At 74.3% G+C, this 16,595-nt stretch carries 14 protein-coding genes; 4 read left to right on the forward strand and 10 right to left on the reverse strand.

Annotated features, from left to right (window positions below; genetic code table 11):
* Positions 1 to 23 precede the first annotated feature (23 nt).
* On the reverse strand, positions 24 to 1,100 hold the full coding sequence (mnmA, locus tag ABZ801_RS10165) for a tRNA 2-thiouridine(34) synthase MnmA (protein WP_344945488.1): 1,077 nt from the start codon (positions 1,098 to 1,100) through the stop codon (positions 24 to 26).
* Positions 1,101 to 1,163: 63 nt separating this feature from the next.
* Between mnmA and ABZ801_RS10170 the strand changes: the two genes are divergently transcribed.
* Positions 1,164 to 2,201 carry a DUF695 domain-containing protein gene (locus tag ABZ801_RS10170; RefSeq protein WP_360695299.1) on the forward strand — a complete coding sequence of 346 codons (1,038 nt, stop codon included), beginning with the start codon at positions 1,164 to 1,166 and terminating at the stop codon, positions 2,199 to 2,201.
* A 37-nt stretch (positions 2,202 to 2,238) separates the two neighbouring features.
* Here ABZ801_RS10170 and ABZ801_RS10175 read toward each other — a convergent pair whose 3' ends face one another.
* Positions 2,239 to 3,075, reverse strand: a complete 837-nt coding sequence (locus ABZ801_RS10175) for a DUF1206 domain-containing protein (RefSeq protein WP_360695302.1) — start codon at positions 3,073 to 3,075, stop codon at positions 2,239 to 2,241.
* Positions 3,076 to 3,136: 61 nt separating this feature from the next.
* Positions 3,137 to 4,300: a cysteine desulfurase family protein gene (locus ABZ801_RS10180; RefSeq protein ID WP_360695722.1), complete on the reverse strand. Its 1,164-nt coding sequence runs from the start codon at positions 4,298 to 4,300 to the stop codon at positions 3,137 to 3,139.
* Between the two features lie 127 nt (positions 4,301 to 4,427).
* Between ABZ801_RS10180 and ABZ801_RS10185 the strand changes: the two genes are divergently transcribed.
* From ABZ801_RS10185 to ABZ801_RS10195, 3 genes are all read left to right on the forward strand, one after another.
* The gene (locus ABZ801_RS10185) at positions 4,428 to 4,949 is read left to right on the forward strand and encodes a TetR/AcrR family transcriptional regulator (protein ID WP_360695305.1); all 522 of its coding nucleotides are present in this window, start codon (positions 4,428 to 4,430) and stop codon (positions 4,947 to 4,949) included.
* Between the two features lie 192 nt (positions 4,950 to 5,141).
* The gene (locus ABZ801_RS10190) at positions 5,142 to 6,350 is read left to right on the forward strand and encodes an MFS transporter (protein ID WP_360695308.1); all 1,209 of its coding nucleotides are present in this window, start codon (positions 5,142 to 5,144) and stop codon (positions 6,348 to 6,350) included.
* 76 nt (positions 6,351 to 6,426) lie between these two features.
* Positions 6,427 to 8,259, forward strand: coding sequence for a serine/threonine-protein kinase (locus ABZ801_RS10195; protein WP_360695311.1), 1,833 nt, complete (start codon positions 6,427 to 6,429; stop codon positions 8,257 to 8,259).
* A 54-nt stretch (positions 8,260 to 8,313) separates the two neighbouring features.
* Here ABZ801_RS10195 and ABZ801_RS10200 read toward each other — a convergent pair whose 3' ends face one another.
* From ABZ801_RS10200 to ABZ801_RS10230, 7 genes are all read right to left on the reverse strand, one after another.
* Positions 8,314 to 9,264, reverse strand: a complete 951-nt coding sequence (locus ABZ801_RS10200; protein ID WP_360695314.1) for an electron transfer flavoprotein subunit alpha/FixB family protein — start codon at positions 9,262 to 9,264, stop codon at positions 8,314 to 8,316.
* Positions 9,265 to 9,288: 24 nt separating this feature from the next.
* Entirely contained in the window at positions 9,289 to 10,068 is a 780-nt protein-coding gene (locus tag ABZ801_RS10205; RefSeq protein ID WP_360695317.1) for an electron transfer flavoprotein subunit beta/FixA family protein, read from the reverse strand.
* 287 nt (positions 10,069 to 10,355) lie between these two features.
* Entirely contained in the window at positions 10,356 to 11,681 is a 1,326-nt protein-coding gene (locus ABZ801_RS10210) for a protein kinase (RefSeq protein WP_360695320.1), read from the reverse strand.
* A 42-nt stretch (positions 11,682 to 11,723) separates the two neighbouring features.
* On the reverse strand, positions 11,724 to 13,640 hold the full coding sequence (locus ABZ801_RS10215) for a serine/threonine-protein kinase (protein ID WP_360695323.1): 1,917 nt from the start codon (positions 13,638 to 13,640) through the stop codon (positions 11,724 to 11,726).
* 72 nt (positions 13,641 to 13,712) lie between these two features.
* A complete protein-coding gene (locus tag ABZ801_RS10220; protein WP_360695326.1) occupies positions 13,713 to 14,537 on the reverse strand; it encodes a serine/threonine-protein kinase in 825 nt (274 codons plus the stop codon).
* Positions 14,538 to 14,598: 61 nt separating this feature from the next.
* Positions 14,599 to 15,549 carry an acyl-ACP desaturase gene (locus ABZ801_RS10225; protein ID WP_360695329.1) on the reverse strand — a complete coding sequence of 317 codons (951 nt, stop codon included), beginning with the start codon at positions 15,547 to 15,549 and terminating at the stop codon, positions 14,599 to 14,601.
* Between the two features lie 242 nt (positions 15,550 to 15,791).
* Positions 15,792 to 16,586, reverse strand: a complete 795-nt coding sequence (locus ABZ801_RS10230; RefSeq protein WP_360695332.1) for an SDR family oxidoreductase — start codon at positions 16,584 to 16,586, stop codon at positions 15,792 to 15,794.
* Positions 16,587 to 16,595 lie beyond the last annotated feature (9 nt).

The following is a 16,595-nucleotide window of genomic DNA, read 5'->3' on the forward strand; positions in this document are numbered from 1 at the left end:
TCCTTTCGACTGGGCGCGCCGCTTCAGACGGCGGCGCGCGCGGTGGTGGCGATGGTGGAGGAGCCTAGGACGCGGTCGCCGTCGTACAGGACGGCGGCCTGCCCGGCGGCCACGCCGCGCGCGGGGTGGGTGAGGGTGATGCGGACCGTGTCGTCCACCGTTTCGGCCACGCAGTCGTGCACCTCGCCGTGCGCGCGCAACTGCACCTGGCACGGCAGCGGCCCCGTCGGGGGCTCCGACAGCCAGATGGGACGCTCCCCCACGATCTCGTCGACGTCCAGGGCCTCGCGGGGGCCGACCGTGACGGTGTTGGTCACCGGCGAGATGTCGAGCACGTAGCGGGGACGGCCGTCGGGGGCCGGGGTGCCGATGCGCAGCCCCTTGCGCTGCCCCACGGTGTAGGCGTACGCGCCCTCGTGCTCGCCCACCGTGTTGCCGTCCTGGTCGACGATGGGGCCGGGGGCGCTGCCGAGCCGCTCGGCCAGGAAGCCGCGGGTGTCGCCGTCGGCGATGAAGCAGATGTCGTGGCTGTCGGGCTTGTCGGCCACCTGCAGGCCGCGACGCTGCGCCTCGGCGCGGATGTCGGCCTTGGTGGTGTCGCCCAGGGGGAACATGGCGTGCGCGAGCTGCTCGGGCGTGCACACGGCCAGCACGTAGGACTGGTCCTTGCCCGCGTCCACCCCCCGGCGCAGCACGCCGCCGTCCAGGCGGGCGTAGTGGCCGGTGCAGACCGCGTCGAAGCCGAGCGCCAGCGCGCGGTCCAGCAGCGCCGCGAACTTGATCTTCTCGTTGCAGCGCAGGCACGGGTTGGGCGTGCGGCCCGCCGCGTACTCGCTGACGAAGTCCTCGACCACGTCGCGGTGGAACCGCTCGGCCAGGTCCCACACGTAGAACGGGATGCCGATGACGTCGGCGGCGCGGCGGGCGTCACGGGAGTCCTCCAGCGTGCAGCAGCCGCGGGCGCCCGTGCGATACGACTGCGGGTTGCTGGACAGGGCCATGTGGACCCCGGTGACGTCGTGCCCGGCCTCGGCGGCGCGCGCGGCGGCCACGGCTGAGTCGACGCCACCCGACATGGCGGCGAGTACGCGCAAAGTCATAACACCTCCAGCCTATGCAGCGGCGGCGGGACGCCGGGCATTCCGCGTACGATGACATCCGCTATGGGAATCTTCCGCCGTCCTCGTGACACGTCCGCACCGGCCGCCGTGCCGGCGATCGCCGAGTTCTGGGCGTGGTGGCCGCAGGCCCGGCCGGAGATAGAGAAGCGGCTGGGCGACGGTCTGTCCACCGAGACGGTCGAGGAGCTGTCCCGCCGCGTCCACAAGATCAACCCGGGGCTGCAGTGGGAGATCGGCGGGGGCGACGACCACCCGCCCGCCCTGACGATCACCGGCGGCGGCGACCCCGAGCTGCGCGGGCTGGCCGAACGGTGGCGCCGCGCCGCCCCCGCCGACGCCGGCGGCTGGCGGTACCACGCGGCGCGGCAGGCCGACCCGGAGATGCTCGACCAGCGGCTGGTGCTGGGCGACCACGAGTTCGACCTGGAGTACGTGCGGTTCGGGATGCGCGCCGACCAGGGACGCGCCCGCGTGCACGTGACCGCCTACCACCCCGACTTCCTGTTCGTGGCCGAGGAGCAGCGGCTGCGGGTCGCCCTGCACGTGCTGGACTGGGCGCTCGGCGAGGACGACGTGGCCCGCTGGATCGGCGAGGTGACGATCGCCACCGAGGCGCCGATGGACGCGATGCCGCCCGCGATGCTGCCCGCCGTGGTGGAGCAGATCTCCGAGCCGTTCCGCGAGCCGACGTGGCTGAGCGGCGAGGGACGCACCCCGCGCGGCCATCCGGCCCGGGTGGGCGCCCGGTTCCCGCTGCACCGCCAGGACTACCCGCTGTGCGACCTGCACGTGGCGATCACGGTGCCGTACGCCAACAGCAACCCCGACCGGCTGCCGGTGGAGCCGTCGGCGGGCGCGCTGCGCGAGTTCGAGAAGCGGCTGTCGGCGCTGGGCGACCGCGCGGTGCTGGCGGTCCGCGAGACCGGCGACGGGCTGCGGGTGTTCCACCTGTACGCCGACCCCGACTCCGGTGTGATCGCCGAGCTGGACCAGTTGGCGGCGAGCTGGACGGAGGGCAAGGCCAAGGTGGCCTCCACCAGCGACCCCGGCTGGCGCGCCCTCGCCCCCTATCAGCCTTGAGAGCCGGGGGGATGGGCCCCCTGCTCGTCGTTCCTTGTCAGCCGAGGTGCTCCAGCTTGCGCCATCGGGCCTCGCAGAACGAGAACAGGCCGAACAGCAGCAGGCCGACGGCGACGGCGACCAGCAGCCAGGGGCCGACGGGCGTCCTGGCGAACTCGCGCAGCGTCCCGTCCACGCCCTGCGCCTTGTGCGGGTCGAAGCTGACGGCCGCGTAGGACAGCAGCACGCCCGCGCCGCCCATGACCAGGCCGCGTGCCACGTGACCGACCACGCCGAGCACGTCCACGACCGGGCGGACCCGCGGGTCGATGTGCTCCAGTTCCGCCTGGAACTTGCGGCGGACGGCGTGCACGATGACGCCGACGCCCACCGCGACGAACGCGATGCCCACCCCCAGGACCAGCCAGCGTCCGCCCGGCTCGCCCATGGCGCGGGCGGTGAACGTCTGCGACTGCGCGTCGCTGGACCTGCTGCCGTGCCCGACGACGAACGCGATGGTGGCCGCGAAGCCCGCCGTGTAGATCAGGCCGCGTCCCAGTGAGGACAGGCGCTTGCGGGCCTTGCGCCCGTCCGGGGACGGCTGGCCGTACAGCGCCTCGGTGTACCCCCACAGCGCCAGACCGGCGAACCCCACGATCAGCAGCCACAGCGCGAGCGTGCCGCCCGGCCGTTCGGCGACGGCCCGCAGCGCGCCCGCGCGGTCGGCCTCCTCGCCGCCGTGGCCCAGCCCGATCTGCACCGCGAGCCAGCCGACCAGCAGGTACATCACGCCGCGGGTGACCAGCCCGGCGCGCAGCAGCCGGCGGAACCACGAGCTGCGCACGGTCTTGCGGCCCATGTGGTCGGCCCTGCCGGCCACCGTGTTCGTCGCCATCCGCCCGTCCCTTCGCCCGGACGGGCAAGGCTGTCCCCCTGCCGGGAGGAGCGAAACCGGGTCAGGACGAAATGCCTGCTCGGCGGGCGCGTTCGACGACCGGGCCGATGGCGTCGGCGAGCGCGGCCACGTCGTCCTCGGTGGAGGTGTGCCCGAGGGTGAAGCGCAGGGAGCCGCGGGCGCGCGCCGGGTCGGCGCCCATCGCCAGCAGCACGTGGCTCGGCTGGGACACCCCGGCGGAGCAGGCCGAGCCGGTCGAGCACTCGATGTCGCGCGCGTCCAGCAGCATCAGCAGCGCGTCGCCCTCGCAGCCGGGGAAGGAGAAGTGGGCGTTGCCGGGCAGCCGGTCGTCGGGGTCGCCGTTGAGCACCGCGTCCGGCACCGCCGTGCGCACCGCCTTGACCAGCGAGTCGCGCAGCCCGGCCAGGCGGCGGGCCTCCTCGTCGCGGCGCGCCACCGCCACCTGGACGGCGGCGGCGAACCCGGCGATGGCAGGGGTGTCGAGCGTGCCCGAGCGCACGTCGCGTTCCTGGCCGCCGCCGTGCAGGACGGGCACCGGGTCGACGCCCTTGGCCAGCAGCAGCGCGCCCACGCCCAGCGGCCCGCCGAGCTTGTGGCCCGACAGGGTGAGCGCCTGGACGCCGGACGCGGCGAACGCGACCGGAAGCTGCGCGGCGGCCTGCACGGCGTCGGTGTGGAACGGGACGCCGTGTTCGCGGGCGATGCCGGCCAGCTCCGCGACGGGCTGGACGGTGCCGACCTCGTTGTTGGCCCACATGACGGTGACCAGCGCGACGTCGTCGGCCTCGGCGAGGGCGGCGCGCAGGGTGTCGGGGCGGACGCGGCCGAGCTCGTCGACCGGCAGCCACTGCGCCGTGGCGCCCTCGTGGTCGGCCAGCCAGCGCACCGCGTCCAGCACGGCGTGGTGCTCGACGGCGGCGGCCAGCACCCGGGTGCGGCGCGGGTCGACGGCGCGGCGCGCCCAGTACAGGCCCTTGACGGCGAGGTTGTCGGCCTCGGTGCCGCCGGAGGTGAAGACGACCTCGCTGGGGCGGGCGTCGAACGCCTCGGCGATGATCTCGCGGGACTCCTCCACGACGCGGCGGGCGCGGCGGCCCACGGCGTGCAGCGAGGAGGGGTTGCCGAGCGCGCCGAGCTGCTCGGTCATCGCCGCGACGGCCTCGGGCAGCATCGGGGTCGTCGCCGCATGGTCGAGGTAGGTCACCACCCGCTCAACATTAGCCGCGCCGCGAAGCTTCCCCGGAGGCGCCCCGGCGGCCCGGGGCGGCGGGAATGCGGGCGGGGCCGGCCGTGTTCGCCTACTGTACCGGCCGGACGGTACAGTAAATCTCATGCGAAAGGACGCCCTGTTGGACGCCGCCGAGGCCGTGCTCTTCGAGCAGGGCACCCAGGCGCTGACGCTCTCCGCGGTCGCCGACCGCGCGGGCGTGTCCAAGGGCGGCCTGCTCTACCACTTCCCCACCAAGGAGGCCCTCGTCACCGCGCTGGTCGCGCGGGTCATCGGGGAGTTCGACGAGCTGATCGACTCCTTCGACGACGGGTCGCCCGCCGGCTACAGCCGGGCCTACGTGCACGCCACGTTCGCGATACTCACCGGCGAGGCGCGCGCCCACCGGCGATGGTCGGCGATCACGGCCGCCGCGACCGACCCGGAACTGGCCGCCCCGCTCAACGACGCGATGGCCCGCTGGCACGGCCGCGCCCGCGAGGGCGACCCCGACCCGCTCACCGGGGCGGTGGTGCGGCTGGCGGCCGAAGGCCTGTGGGAGGTGGTCAGTCACGCGCCCGGCCTGTACGGCGCCGACCAGCTCGAGGCGCTGCGACGACGGCTGCTGGAGCTGCTCGAACGCTGACCGCCGCCATCGCGTGACGACCCCCGGCCCGGGGTGCGCCGGGCCCCGCTGAAACCGCCGCCGACCAGGCGGCCACACCGCGTGCGTGTCCACGCCCGCGGTGCCCACCCGACCGTATGTCGACCGGGGCCGGCCTGTGCCCCGGACATCCGGGGCCGACCGCGCCCCGCCGAGCCGAGAAAGAGGTGAATCATGCTGTTCCGCTCGCGTCTTGGATCCTTCCTGACGTTCGCACTGGCGGGCCTGCTGTGCGGGGTGTGGACGGCGCGCATGCCCGCGCTGGCGGACAAGTTCCGCACCGGCGAGAGCGAGATCGGCATCGTGGTCCTCGTCTGGGGGCTCGGCGCGCTGGCTGCCATGCAGGGCCTGCGCGGCGTGATGGCCCGGGCGGGCAGCCGGGGGGTGCTGCGCGTGGCGCTGCCGCTGACCGCCCTCGCCTACACCTCGGTCGCGCTGGCGCCGTCGTACGGGGTGCTGCTGGCGGCCGTGGCGCTGTTCGGCATGACGTTCGGCGTCACCGACATCGCGATGAACGCCCAGGCCAGCGTGGTGGAGCAGGCGTACAGGCGGCCCATCATGAGCGGCATGCACGCGGGCTGGTGCGTCGGCGCGATGAGCGGCGGGCTGTTCGGCGTGCTCACCGCCGCCCTCGGCCTGGGCTTCACGCGGACCGTGCTGACGGCCGGGCTGCTGGCGGTGCCCGCCGCGCTGGCGCTGGGCCGCACCTACCTGCCCGACCCGGCCGCGCCCGCCGGGGCCGGTGACGGACGGCGGCGCACCCGGCTGCCCGCCGCGGTGTACCTGATCGGCGTGCTGGCGTTCATCGCGTTCATGGCCGAGGGGTCGATCGCCGACTGGAGCGGGCTGCTGCTGCACCAGGAGATGGGCGCCTCGCAGGCGCTGGCCGCGCTCGGCTACCCGGTGTTCGAGCTGGCGATGTTGCTGGGACGGCTGTTCGGCGACCGGGTCCGGGTCCGCCTGGGGACCCGGCGGATGCTGGCGGCCGCCGGGATCGGCACGTCGCTGAGCATGACCGTCGTGGTGCTGGCGCCGTCCGCGCCCGTCGCGGTCGCCGGGTTCTTCCTGACGGGCCTGGTGGTGTGCACGGTCGTGCCCACCACGATGTCGCTGGCGGGGACGGCGGCGCCGGGCCGTTCGGGCGCCGCGGTCGCGCAGGTCGGCGCGATGGGGTACGGCGGGCTGCTGCTCGGCCCGGTGGTGGTCGGGTTCCTGTCGGAGGCGACGTCGCTGCGGGTGGGCGTCGGCGTGGTCGTCCTGCTGGCCCTGCTGATCTCGGCCGGGGCCCGGTTCGTCCCGCTGGGCGCGCACGCCGACGTGGCCGCGTCCCGTCCCGGCGCGGCCGAACCCGAGGAGCCGCGGGCGGTCACCCTCGCCGCCTGAACATCCCGGTCGCGTGCGTCGGACATGACACCACGCGACAGGATGTGGCGAAACGGTGCGACGGACAGGAGCGGTGATGGACGGCCCATGGCGGGTTCCGGGATACACGGAACTGCGGACGCTCGGCGAGGGCGCGCACGGACGCGTGGTGCTGGCCAGGTACGACGCCACCGGCGCGCCCGCCGCGATCAAGTACCTGGCGCCCCGGCTGTGCGCGGACGCCGCGTTCCGGGAGCGGTTCCGCGGCGAGGCCGAACTGCTGCGGCGCGTGTACGACCCGCACGTGGCGCGGCTGTACGGCCTGGTCGAGACCGAGGACGCGGCCGCCATCGTCATGGAGGCCGTGGACGGGGCGTCGCTGAAGGCGGTGCTGGCCGAGCGCGGACCGCTGCCGCCGGAGGCGGCGCTGGCGGTGCTGAAGGGCTCGCTGCTCGGCCTGGCCGCGGCGCACCACCTGGGCGTGGTGCACCGCGACTACAAGCCCGCCAACGTGATCGTCCAGGGTGACGGCGGCAGCAAGCTCATCGACTTCGGCATCGCCGTGGAGGCGGGCGAGGCGGGACGGTCGGGCACGCCGGCCTACATGGCCCCGGAGCAGTGGCGCGGTGAGCCCGTGTCCCCCGTCACGGACGTGTACGCGGCGACGTGCGTGTTCTTCGAGTGCGTGACGGGGCGCCGCCCCTTTGAGGCCGACGGGCAGGCCGCGCTCATGCACGGGCACCTGACGGCGCCCGTTCCGGTGCGGGACGTGCCCGAGCCGCTGCGTGCGCTGGTCGCCCGGGGCCTGGCCAAGGACCCGTGGGGCCGGCCCCACGGCGCGGCCGCGTTCGTCACCGAGCTGGAGCAGGTCGCGGCCGCCTCGTACGGCCCCGGCTGGGAGGGGCGTGGCCTGCGGATCGTCGCCGGGGCGGCCGCGGCGCTGTCGATGCTGTTCCCGCTGACCGCGCTCGCCCTGGCCCCGGCCGGTTCGAGCGGCGCCGCCGCGGCGGCGGGTTCGGGCGCGGCCGCATCGGGGGCGGCGGCCTCAGGCGCGGGCGGTGCCGCCGCGGGGGCCGGGGGCGGAGCGGCCGGGACGGCCGCGGCCGGCGGTGGGGTGGCGAGCGGTGGGGTGGCGAGCGGCCTCGTGGGCAAGGCGGCGCTCGCGGTGGCGGGCACGGCGGTGGTGGCGGGCGCCGGGGGCGCCGTCTACGTGGCGACGGCCGACGAGCCCGAGCGTCCGCGTACTCCGCCCTTGAGCGTCTCCCTGGCCGCGTGGCAGGAGACCTCGGCCTCGCTGCCGCTGTCGATGTCCGGGCAGCTCGCCCAGGTCAGGGGCAGTGCGAACGCCGCGCTGGGGCAGCGCGTCAACGCCGCGTTGCGCGGCCCGGTGGACACCCAGAAGAACGCTTACCGTTCGGCGCTCGCCAACGCCCCCGGCACCGACGCCAGCTCGTCCGTCACCGTCCGTCCGCACGTACGCCTCAACGGGCCGCGCTATGCGTCGGTGCGTTACGACTTCGCCATGCGGTCGCCGACGCTGTGGCATTCGAGCTGGAGCCGGGCCCGTACCGTCACGGTCGACCTCACGACGGGCGGCACTCTGCGCACCGCCGACATCTTCCTGCCTTCGATGCTGACCCGGCAGGGGCTGGCGGAGTTCTCCGCGCGGGTACGCGAGCGCGCGGCGGGCACGTGCCTGGCCGACCGGCCGCCGGCGTTCACGGCCGCCGACCTCGACAGCACCAAGGTCCAGATGGCGCTGACGGCCCGCGAGCTGGAGGTGCTGGTGGACGCCCCCGAACTCGGCGCCTACGAGATGGCGTGCGGCCAGACGGCCCATCGCATCCCCTACACCGCGCTCCAGGGCATGATCAGGCCCGAGGTGCTCAAGGCCGTCCCCTACCCCGCGCCCTCGGCGACGCGCAGCTGACACGCCGACGCCCCCGCCGGGCCGGCCGGCGGGGGCGTCTGGCGTGTCAGGCGCTCACTTGCGCTTGTTGATCTCCTCGGTGAGCTGGGGGGCCACCTGGAACAGGTCGCCCACCACGCCGTAGTCGACCAGCTCGAAGATCGGCGCCTCGGGGTCCTTGTTGATGGCGACGATCGTCTTGGAGGTCTGCATGCCGGCCCGGTGCTGGATGGCGCCGGAGATGCCGACCGCCACGTACAGCTGCGGCGAGACGGTCTTGCCGGTCTGGCCGACCTGGAACTGGTGCGGGTACCAGCCGGCGTCGGTGGCGGCGCGGGAGGCGCCCACCGCCGCGCCGAGCGAGTCGGCCAGGTCCTCGATGATCTTGAAGTTCTCGGCGCCGCCGACGCCGCGGCCGCCGGAGACCACGATCGCGGCCTCGGTCAGGTCCGGGCGCTCGCCCTTCTCCTGGACGACCTTCTCCACGATCCGGGCGGCCTTGTCGGTGTCCGACAGGGTCACCGAGACCTGCTCCTCGGCCGGGGGGGCGGGGGCGGCCTCGGGGGCGATCGAGTTGGGCCGCACCGCGATGATCGGCGTGCCCTTGGTGACCTTGGCGTGCGCGATGATCGCGCCACCGAAGATCGAGTGCTCGCCGACGAAGCCCTCGGCGACGTCCACCACGTCGGTGAGCACGCCGGAGCCGGTCTTGACCGCCAGGCGCCCGGCGATCTCCTTGCCCTCGCCGGTCGCCGAGACCAGCACGGCGCCGGGCGAGCCGTTCTGCACGAGCTGGGCCAGCAGGGCGGCCTTGGGCGCGACGACGTAGGAGGTCAGCTCCTCGTCGGCGGCGACGTAGACCTTGGCGGCGCCGTACTCGGCCAACCTGTCCTTGGCGCCCTCGTAGCCCGGGCCGACCCAGACCGCGGCCGGCTCGCCGAGGCGGCGCGCGAGGGTCAGCAGTTCGAGGGTGACCTTCTTGACCTCACCGTCGACGTGGTCGACGAGGACGAGAATCTCGGCCATCGGTTCGCGTGTCCCCTTCCCCGCTCAGACGAACTTCTTCGACGCGAGGAACTCGGCGATCTTGACGCCGCCGTCGCCCTCGTCGGTGACGATCTCACCCTTGCTGCGCGGCGGGGCCTCGGCGAAGTCCACCACCGCGGTGGCCGCGTTGGCCAGCCCCACCTGCCCGGCGTCGATGCCCGCGTCGGCGATGCCGAGCGTCTCCACCGGCTTCTTCTTGGCCGCCATGATCCCCTTGAACGAGGGGTAGCGCGGCTCGTTGATCTTCTCCACGACGCTGACGACCGCGGGCAGGCTCGCCTCGACCTTGTCGAAGCCGTAGTCGGTCTGCCGCTGCACGGTGATGGACGTGCCGTCGATGTCCACCTTGTTGGCCAGCGACAGCTGCGGAACGCCGAGGCGCTCGGCCAGCATCGCCGCCAGCAGCCCGGTGCGCGCGTCGGTCGACTCCGAGCCCAGCACCACCAGGTCGAACCCGGTGCGGCCCAGCACCTGCTGGATGGCGTAGGAGGTCTGCAGCGCGTCGGAGCCGGCGAGGGCGTCGTCGACGAGGTGCACGGCCTTGTCCGCGCCCATGGCCAGCGCCTTGCGGATGGAGTCGGTCGCCTTGTCGGGGCCCATGGTGAGGACGGTCACCTCCCCGCCGTGGGCCTCCTTGATGCGCAGCGCCTCCTCGATGGCGTACTCGTCGAGCTCGTTGATGACACCGTCCGCGGCGGCACGGTCCAGCGTGCTGTCCTCGGACTTGAGCTTGCGCGGGCTCTCGGTGTCGGGAACCTGCTTCACCAGGACGACGATGTTCATGGCCGGTGGCCGACCTCCCTGCACTCAGTTCGGCCGCTGAGGTAAAGCGGCTCGGAGGCGCCGCCCCTGCAACGGGTCGACGCGACGGGCTGATGCCTCACAGCCTGCCAAACTCCCGAACGGGCTTCGGCCCCGGGGGACGGTTTTCCGGCTGCGCACCTCATGTTACCCGCGGGTAATCGGGGCGCAAACTCGCCGTTCACGGCGATCTACGGGACCGGGCCGCGACCGCCGCGACCTGGGCGATCCCGCGACCCCGGGGTGATCGAGATCACATTGCGGGAGGGTCAGTGCAGGGCGGCCTGCAGGCGGCCGATCAGGCTCTCCGTCGAGGTCTGCAGCCCGTACATCGGCGCCAGGCTGGGCGTCAGGGAGATCGCGCCGACCACGGCGAGGAAGGCCAGCACGCCGAGCGCGACCCCGGCCGTTGCGAGCCGCCGCGGCGAGCGGGCCACCGCCGTGAACCACTGTTCGAGCCGGCGGTACGGGCCGGTGACGCCCGGCGCCGTCCACAGCGCGCACACCCCGGCGCCCACGGCGAACCCGCACACCCCCAGCGGGTCGGCCTCCACGCGGAACAGCGACAGCGCGATCAGGCCGCCGCCGAGCACCAGCGCGAACACCGCCGCGTACGGCAGCGTGGCCGCCGTGCGGGCCAGCGCCGACAGCCGGGCCCGGGTGTCCGCCGCGGCCTGCAGCCGCAGCACGGCCACCGCCACCACCGACACCAGCGCCCCCACCAGCGGCAGCATGATCGCCAGGCCGACCGCGAGCACGACCACCATGGCCGACAGCAGCCGCGCCCACCCCCGTTCGACCGCCGCCGCCTGCCGCGGCCGCCCGGACGCCGCCACCGATGGCGCCGAACGCGCCGGGCCGCGCGTCGCGGCCGCCGGGGCGGGAATCGACGGCGGCGGCGAGGCCGGCCCCAGGTCGAGCGCGGCGACCGCCTCGGCGACCTCCGCCGCCGACGGCGGGCACGCCGACAGCGCCGCCTCCACCACGGGCCACAGCGGCTCCGGCACGCTCCCCGCCCCGATGGCGAGGGCCGTGCCGGTGTCGTCGGTGTCGCCGAGCTTGGCCGTCGCGGCGAAGACGACCGTCCGCGCCCAGGCGTGCACGTCCTCGGCCGCCCCGTCGTCGCTCTGGGCGGTGATGCCGAAGTCGGTGACGACGGGGGCGCCGTCGACCACCAGGACCGTGTCGGGGCCGAACGCTCCGTGGGCGAGCCCCGCCTCGTGGACGGCCGCCAGCGCCTTGGCCATGCCGAGGGCCAGGCGGTGCAGGGCGGCGCCCTGCAACGGCCCGTGTTCGGCCACCACGTCGGTGAGCGGCTGCCCGGGGACGAAACGGCTGACGACGTAGGGCGGGTCGGCGGAGGCGTCGCCGTCCAGGACGTCCACCGCGTAAGGGCTCAGCACCTCGCGCATGCGTTCGAGGTCGCGGCCCAGACGTTCGCGTGGGGCCGGGACCGCCGCGTCCGGGAGCAGCCGGATCGCCACGTCGCGCCCGCTGGGATCGGCCGCCCGGTAGATCGTCCCGGTGGGGCCGCCCAGCCGGGCCAGCAGCCGATAGGGGCCGATCTGCTGTCGTTGCCTGGTCTCCCCGCTCATCGGCTCGCCACCTTACCGACCGGGCGCCCCCCGAGGGGGCACTCAGACGAAGGGGAGCCCGGTGAGCAGGTCGTGGACGTCGCTGCGCAGCCCCTCAAGGGACTGGCTCATCCCGCCCAGCGGGGTCGTGTCGGGCGGCTGCCCCCGGGACAGCACCACCAGCACCCCGGCGAACAGGCCCAGGATGAGCACCCCGGCCAGGGCGGCGTCCGTGCGGGGCAGCACCGCTCCCCAGGTGCGCGCCAGCTGGCGCCGTGGCGGGGCGCTCCCCGGCGCCAGGGTGAGCAGCACGATGACGGCCATGGACGAGTACGCGATGGCACGCGAGGCCGTCATGTCGGGGCTGGCGAACATCAGCACCGCCAGCAGGACCAGGCCCGCGAACACGGCGAGCGATGCCAGCAGCACCGTGACGAGCACCGCCCCCGGCAGGTGCAGGGGCGTCTTGAACGCCGCGGCCACCGCGTCGCCGGATCGTGGGCCGCGCCGTGTGCGCTTGTCCTCCATGCGGCGGGCGGCCTTGTCCGCCATGCGCAGCACCAGGACGCCGACGATGGTGACGCCCACGGCGAGCAGGGGGGCGATGTTGGCGAAGCCCAGCAGCGCCACCAGGACGATGAAGCTGAGCACCCGGTACCAGCCGTAGGGCTTGCGGCGGGGTTGTTCGTCCGGGCGGCGCGCGGGTTCTGTCGGGCGGCGCCGTTCGAGGTCCCTGCCGGCGGCGCCCTGGTTGTAGGGGTCGTACGGCGCGGGCGGGGGAAGCTGCTCCGGAGGCTGGGCGCGGCGCGCCTGCCCCTGGGCGGGGTCGTGGTGGTACGGGGCGTACGCCCGCTGGTCGTACGGCGACGGCTCGTACCGGTTCGGCTCGTAGGGAGCGGGCTCGTAGGGGTTCGTCTCGTACGGGCCGGGTGCGGGCGGCGGCGCGGCCGGGGGCAGCAGGCCCTTGAAGTCACTGGGCTGCGCCGGAGCGGGCGCAGGCGTGGGAGCGGGCAGCGGCTCGGCGGAGACGGGCGGCGGCGACGGAGTCGGCGGGACCGGCGACGGCCCCGGCATGGAGAACACCCGGGAGTGGTCGGACGAGGCGTCCGTCTGCTGGGACGTCCTGTCCGGCCGCGGGTAGTGCTCGTCCACCCGGGTGGTGTCGGTGATGGTGGCCTCGAAGTGGATGCGCCGGGTGAGCTGCACCAGCCCCACGGCGGTAGGCCGTTCGGCCGGGTTGCGGGCCATCGCCGAGCGCAGCACGGGCAGCAGCGCCTCGGGCACCCCGTCCAGGTCCGGCGCGCCCTGCATGATCTTGTAGAAGATCGACTCGAAGGTGCCGGAGCCGAACGGCGGCCGCCCGGTGGCGGCGTAGGCGACCGTGCCGGCCCAGGCGTGCACGTCGGACGCGGGCCCGGCGTCCTCCCCCTCGATGATCTCCGGGGCGAGGTAGCCGGGGGTGCCGATGACCATGCCGGTGGCGGTGAGCCGGGTGGCGTCGGCGGCCTGCGCGATGCCGAAGTCGATCACGATGGGCTCGTCGTCGACCAGCATGACGTTGCCCGGCTTGAGGTCGCGGTGCACGATCCCGGCGCCGTGGATGGCCGACAGCGCCGAGGCCAGGCCCACCGCCAGCCGCTGCAGCGCCTGCCCGTAGCGCGGCCCGTCCGCCTCGACGGCCTCCTCCAGGGTGCGGCCCGGCACGTACTGGGTGACGATGTACGGCTGCTCGGCGGTGACGTCGGCGTCGAGGATCTCCGCCACGTGCGGGCTGTGCACCCGCCGCATGGAGTCCACCTCGCGCGCCAGCCTCCGCCGGGCGGTGGTGTCCCCCGCCACGGCCGGACGCAGCACCTTGATGGCCACCTTGCGCCCCTCGGGATCGGCGGCGAGGTACACCACGCCCATGCCGCCTTCCCCCAGCGTCTGGAGTACGCGGTAATGGCCTATTCGGTCCCCGGACGTGACAACCCCCTTCATCGCTTACGAAACCCTACCTTCGCCCATTTCGTCGGCAGGATCCATCCGGACGGCGCTCCTCCCGAGGTGTCCTCATGCCGCGACGTACGGGACGGGCCCGGCCGCGCCCGCGTCCTCCGTCGCCAGCGCCCCGGCGAACCACCGCGCGGACGGGCGCCGCCGGGGGTCGCGGTCCAGCCCCCGCCGCAGCAGTCCGGCCAGGGGCTCCTCCACCCCGTCCAGGTCGGCCATCCCGCTCACGATGCGGAAGCAGACCCCCTCCAGGGACCCACGGCCGAACGGCGGCCGCCCTGTCGCGGCGAACGCGACCGTGGCCGCCCAGGCGAACACGTCGGACGCGGTCGTGGCGGGCTCGCCCTCGATGAGCTCGGGAGCCAGGTAGGCGGGGGTGCCCACGACCATGCCGGGACGGGTGGTCTGCCCCGCGTCCGCGTCGTGGGCGATGCCGAAGTCGATGAGCGTGGGACGGTCCCCGTGCACCATGACGTTGCCGGGGGTGACGTCACGGTGCAGCACCCCCGCGTCGTGCACGGCCGCCACCGCCAGCGCCATCCCCCGGGCCAGCCGCCGCAGCCGGTCACGGCGGGGCGGCCCGTAGGACTCCACCAGCTCGCTCAGCGGGCAGCCGGGGACGTAGGCCATCACCACGTAGGGCGGGTCGGCGTCCACCCGGCCGTCCAGCAGCCGCGCCACGTACGGGCTGCGCACCCGCCCCTGCACGGCCATCTCCCGGGCCAGGCGGCGCCGCGCCGCCGGGTCGGCCGCGATCTCCGGGCGCAGCCGCTTGACCGCCACCTCGCGGCCGAACGCGTCGATCGCCAGGTGCACCACGGCGGTGCCGCCGCGGCCGATCTCGTCCAGCAGCCGGTGCTCACCGAGTCGCGGAGGCGTCCCCATATCCCCTTTGACGCCGAGAACGGGGCGGACGTTCCTGACCGGACAAGGACAAGATCGGCGATCAGCCGCGTCGGGCCGCCTGCCTGGCGCGACGCTCCTCCCGCCGCTCCTCGAACCGCGCGGCGGCCGTGTCCAGCCCGGTCATGAACTCCGCCAGCTCCTCGCGGGCCTTCTCGCCCTCGGGCCCCAGGTCGGTCCGCTCGAAGATCCGCCACTTGCGCAGGCACGGGCTGAGCACGTCGTCGTGGTGCAGCCGCAGGTCGTAGATGCCCGCGTTGGCGATGATCACCGACTTGCGCAGGAACCCGTCGATGCCGTGGCCGGGCATCTGGAACGCCTTGACCACGTCGGTGACCGCCCGCACGGTGGCGTCCACGTCGATCTCCAGCGCGGCGTCCAGCAGGTTCCGGTAGAAGATCATGTGCAGGTTCTCGTCGGCGGCGACCCGCGCCAGCAGCCGCTCGCACACCGGGTCGCCCGACGCCGTGCCGGTGTTGCGGTGCGCCACCCGGGTGGCCAGCTCCTGGAACGACACGTACGCCACCCCGTGCAGGAAACTCGTGCCGTGCGTCGCCTCGTAGCCCAGCTCCATGTGCTTCATCCGGGCCCGCTCCAGCGCCACCGGGTCGACGGCCCGGGTGACGGTGAGGTAGTCGCGGATGACGATGCCGTGCCGGTTCTCCTCGGCCGTCCAGCGGTTCACCCACGTGCCCCACGCGCCGTCGCGTCCGAAGACGGTGGCGATGGCGTGGTGGTAGCCGGGCAGGTTGTCCTCGGTCAGCAGGTTGACGATCAGGGACTCGCGGGCCTCGGTGCTCAGCGCGGACTGCTCGGGGCTCCACGGCTCGCCGTCCAGGGGCCCGTCGAAGTCGCGGCCCTGGCTCCACGGGACGTACTGGTGCGGAAACCACTCCTTGGCCATCGACAGGTGACGGTCCAGCTCTTTCGCCACCACCGGCTCCAGATCCACCATCAGGCGCAACTGGGACTTGTCGTCGAACGTCACGGGCATGCCTGTTCCTTCGCTCAGGGACCGTGGGCACGGAGAGCCCGCGGCATGGCGGCGGCCTCGTGCCGGACGGCCGCAACCTACGGAAGCGTAAGTTCGATGCTGGCGACCGTCCGGTCTGGCCTGCTAGTCACGAGGGCCACAAACACCCCCCGCTTTTTCTTGTGGGAGCGAGTGGAACCGGGCGTTTATCGCGGAGACGAGCGGAAAACAGGCGCCTCCGCCGCAGTGGCGCCGTACCGCCGTCAGCGGGTGTCGGCGGCCTGGCGCCACATCCGGTTGACCGCCGCCCGCAGCAGCGAACGCGGCATCGCCCTCAACGCGGGCAGCGCCGCCTTGTACTGCGCCCCGGGCACGCACAGCGCGCGCCCCGCCGACACCGCGTCCAGCCCCGCGCGGGCCACGTCGTCACGGCGCAGCCACAGCAGGTTGGGCTCCTGGGTCTCGTCGGTACGGGTGAATCCAGGGCACAGCGCCGTCACGTGCACGCCCGTGCCGGCCAGCTCGGCGTGCAGGCTTTCGGAGAACGCCGTAACGAACGCCTTGGTCGCGCCGTACGTGGCGCTGCCGGGCGACGGGGTGAACCCCGCCATGGACGAGACGTTCAGCACCCCGCCCCGGCCCCGTTCCACCATCCCCGGCAGCGCGGCGCGGGTGAGCCGCATCAGCGCCAGCACGTTCAGCTCGACCTGGGCGAGCTGGTCGTCCAGCGGCTGCCCGGCGAAGGCCCCGAACGCCCCGTACCCGGCGTTGTTGACCAGCAGCTCCACCGGCTCGGCGCGCAGCCGGTGCTCCACCTCGCCGCGCTGCGCCGGGTCGGTGAGGTCGGCGGCCAGCACCTCCACGGCCACCCTGTACCGCTCCACCAGCTCGCGGGCCAGCTCGTCCAGCCGCGCGGCGCGGCGGGCCACGATCACCAGGTCGGTGCCGCGTCCGGCCAGGATCCGGGCGAAGCTCTCGCCGATGCCGCTGGACGCGCCGGTGACGAGAGCGGTGCGGTACGCGGTGTGGGAGGAGCCCGGGGGGAAGGGGCTTCGCATGGCGGCCGA

Origin of the sequence: Actinomadura sp. NPDC047616 (assembly GCF_040642915.1) — a bacterium.
GTDB lineage: Bacteria > Actinomycetota > Actinomycetes > Streptosporangiales > Streptosporangiaceae > Spirillospora > Spirillospora miaoliensis.

Coding starts and splice junctions, on each gene's coding strand:
- ABZ801_RS10220 (WP_360695326.1), bottom strand. CDS start 14,537: ATGGGGACGCCTCCGCGACTCGGTGAGCACCGGCTGCTGGACGAGATC.
- ABZ801_RS10210 (WP_360695320.1), bottom strand. CDS start 11,681: ATGAGCGGGGAGACCAGGCAACGACAGCAGATCGGCCCCTATCGGCTG.
- ABZ801_RS10185 (WP_360695305.1), top strand. CDS start 4,428: ATGCGAAAGGACGCCCTGTTGGACGCCGCCGAGGCCGTGCTCTTCGAG.
- ABZ801_RS10170 (WP_360695299.1), top strand. CDS start 1,164: ATGGGAATCTTCCGCCGTCCTCGTGACACGTCCGCACCGGCCGCCGTG.
- ABZ801_RS10195 (WP_360695311.1), top strand. CDS start 6,427: ATGGACGGCCCATGGCGGGTTCCGGGATACACGGAACTGCGGACGCTC.
- ABZ801_RS10225 (WP_360695329.1), bottom strand. CDS start 15,549: ATGCCCGTGACGTTCGACGACAAGTCCCAGTTGCGCCTGATGGTGGAT.
- ABZ801_RS10230 (WP_360695332.1), bottom strand. CDS start 16,586: ATGCGAAGCCCCTTCCCCCCGGGCTCCTCCCACACCGCGTACCGCACC.
- ABZ801_RS10175 (WP_360695302.1), bottom strand. CDS start 3,075: ATGGCGACGAACACGGTGGCCGGCAGGGCCGACCACATGGGCCGCAAG.
- ABZ801_RS10190 (WP_360695308.1), top strand. CDS start 5,142: ATGCTGTTCCGCTCGCGTCTTGGATCCTTCCTGACGTTCGCACTGGCG.
- mnmA (WP_344945488.1), bottom strand. CDS start 1,100: ATGACTTTGCGCGTACTCGCCGCCATGTCGGGTGGCGTCGACTCAGCC.
- ABZ801_RS10205 (WP_360695317.1), bottom strand. CDS start 10,068: ATGAACATCGTCGTCCTGGTGAAGCAGGTTCCCGACACCGAGAGCCCG.
- ABZ801_RS10200 (WP_360695314.1), bottom strand. CDS start 9,264: ATGGCCGAGATTCTCGTCCTCGTCGACCACGTCGACGGTGAGGTCAAG.
- ABZ801_RS10215 (WP_360695323.1), bottom strand. CDS start 13,640: ATGAAGGGGGTTGTCACGTCCGGGGACCGAATAGGCCATTACCGCGTA.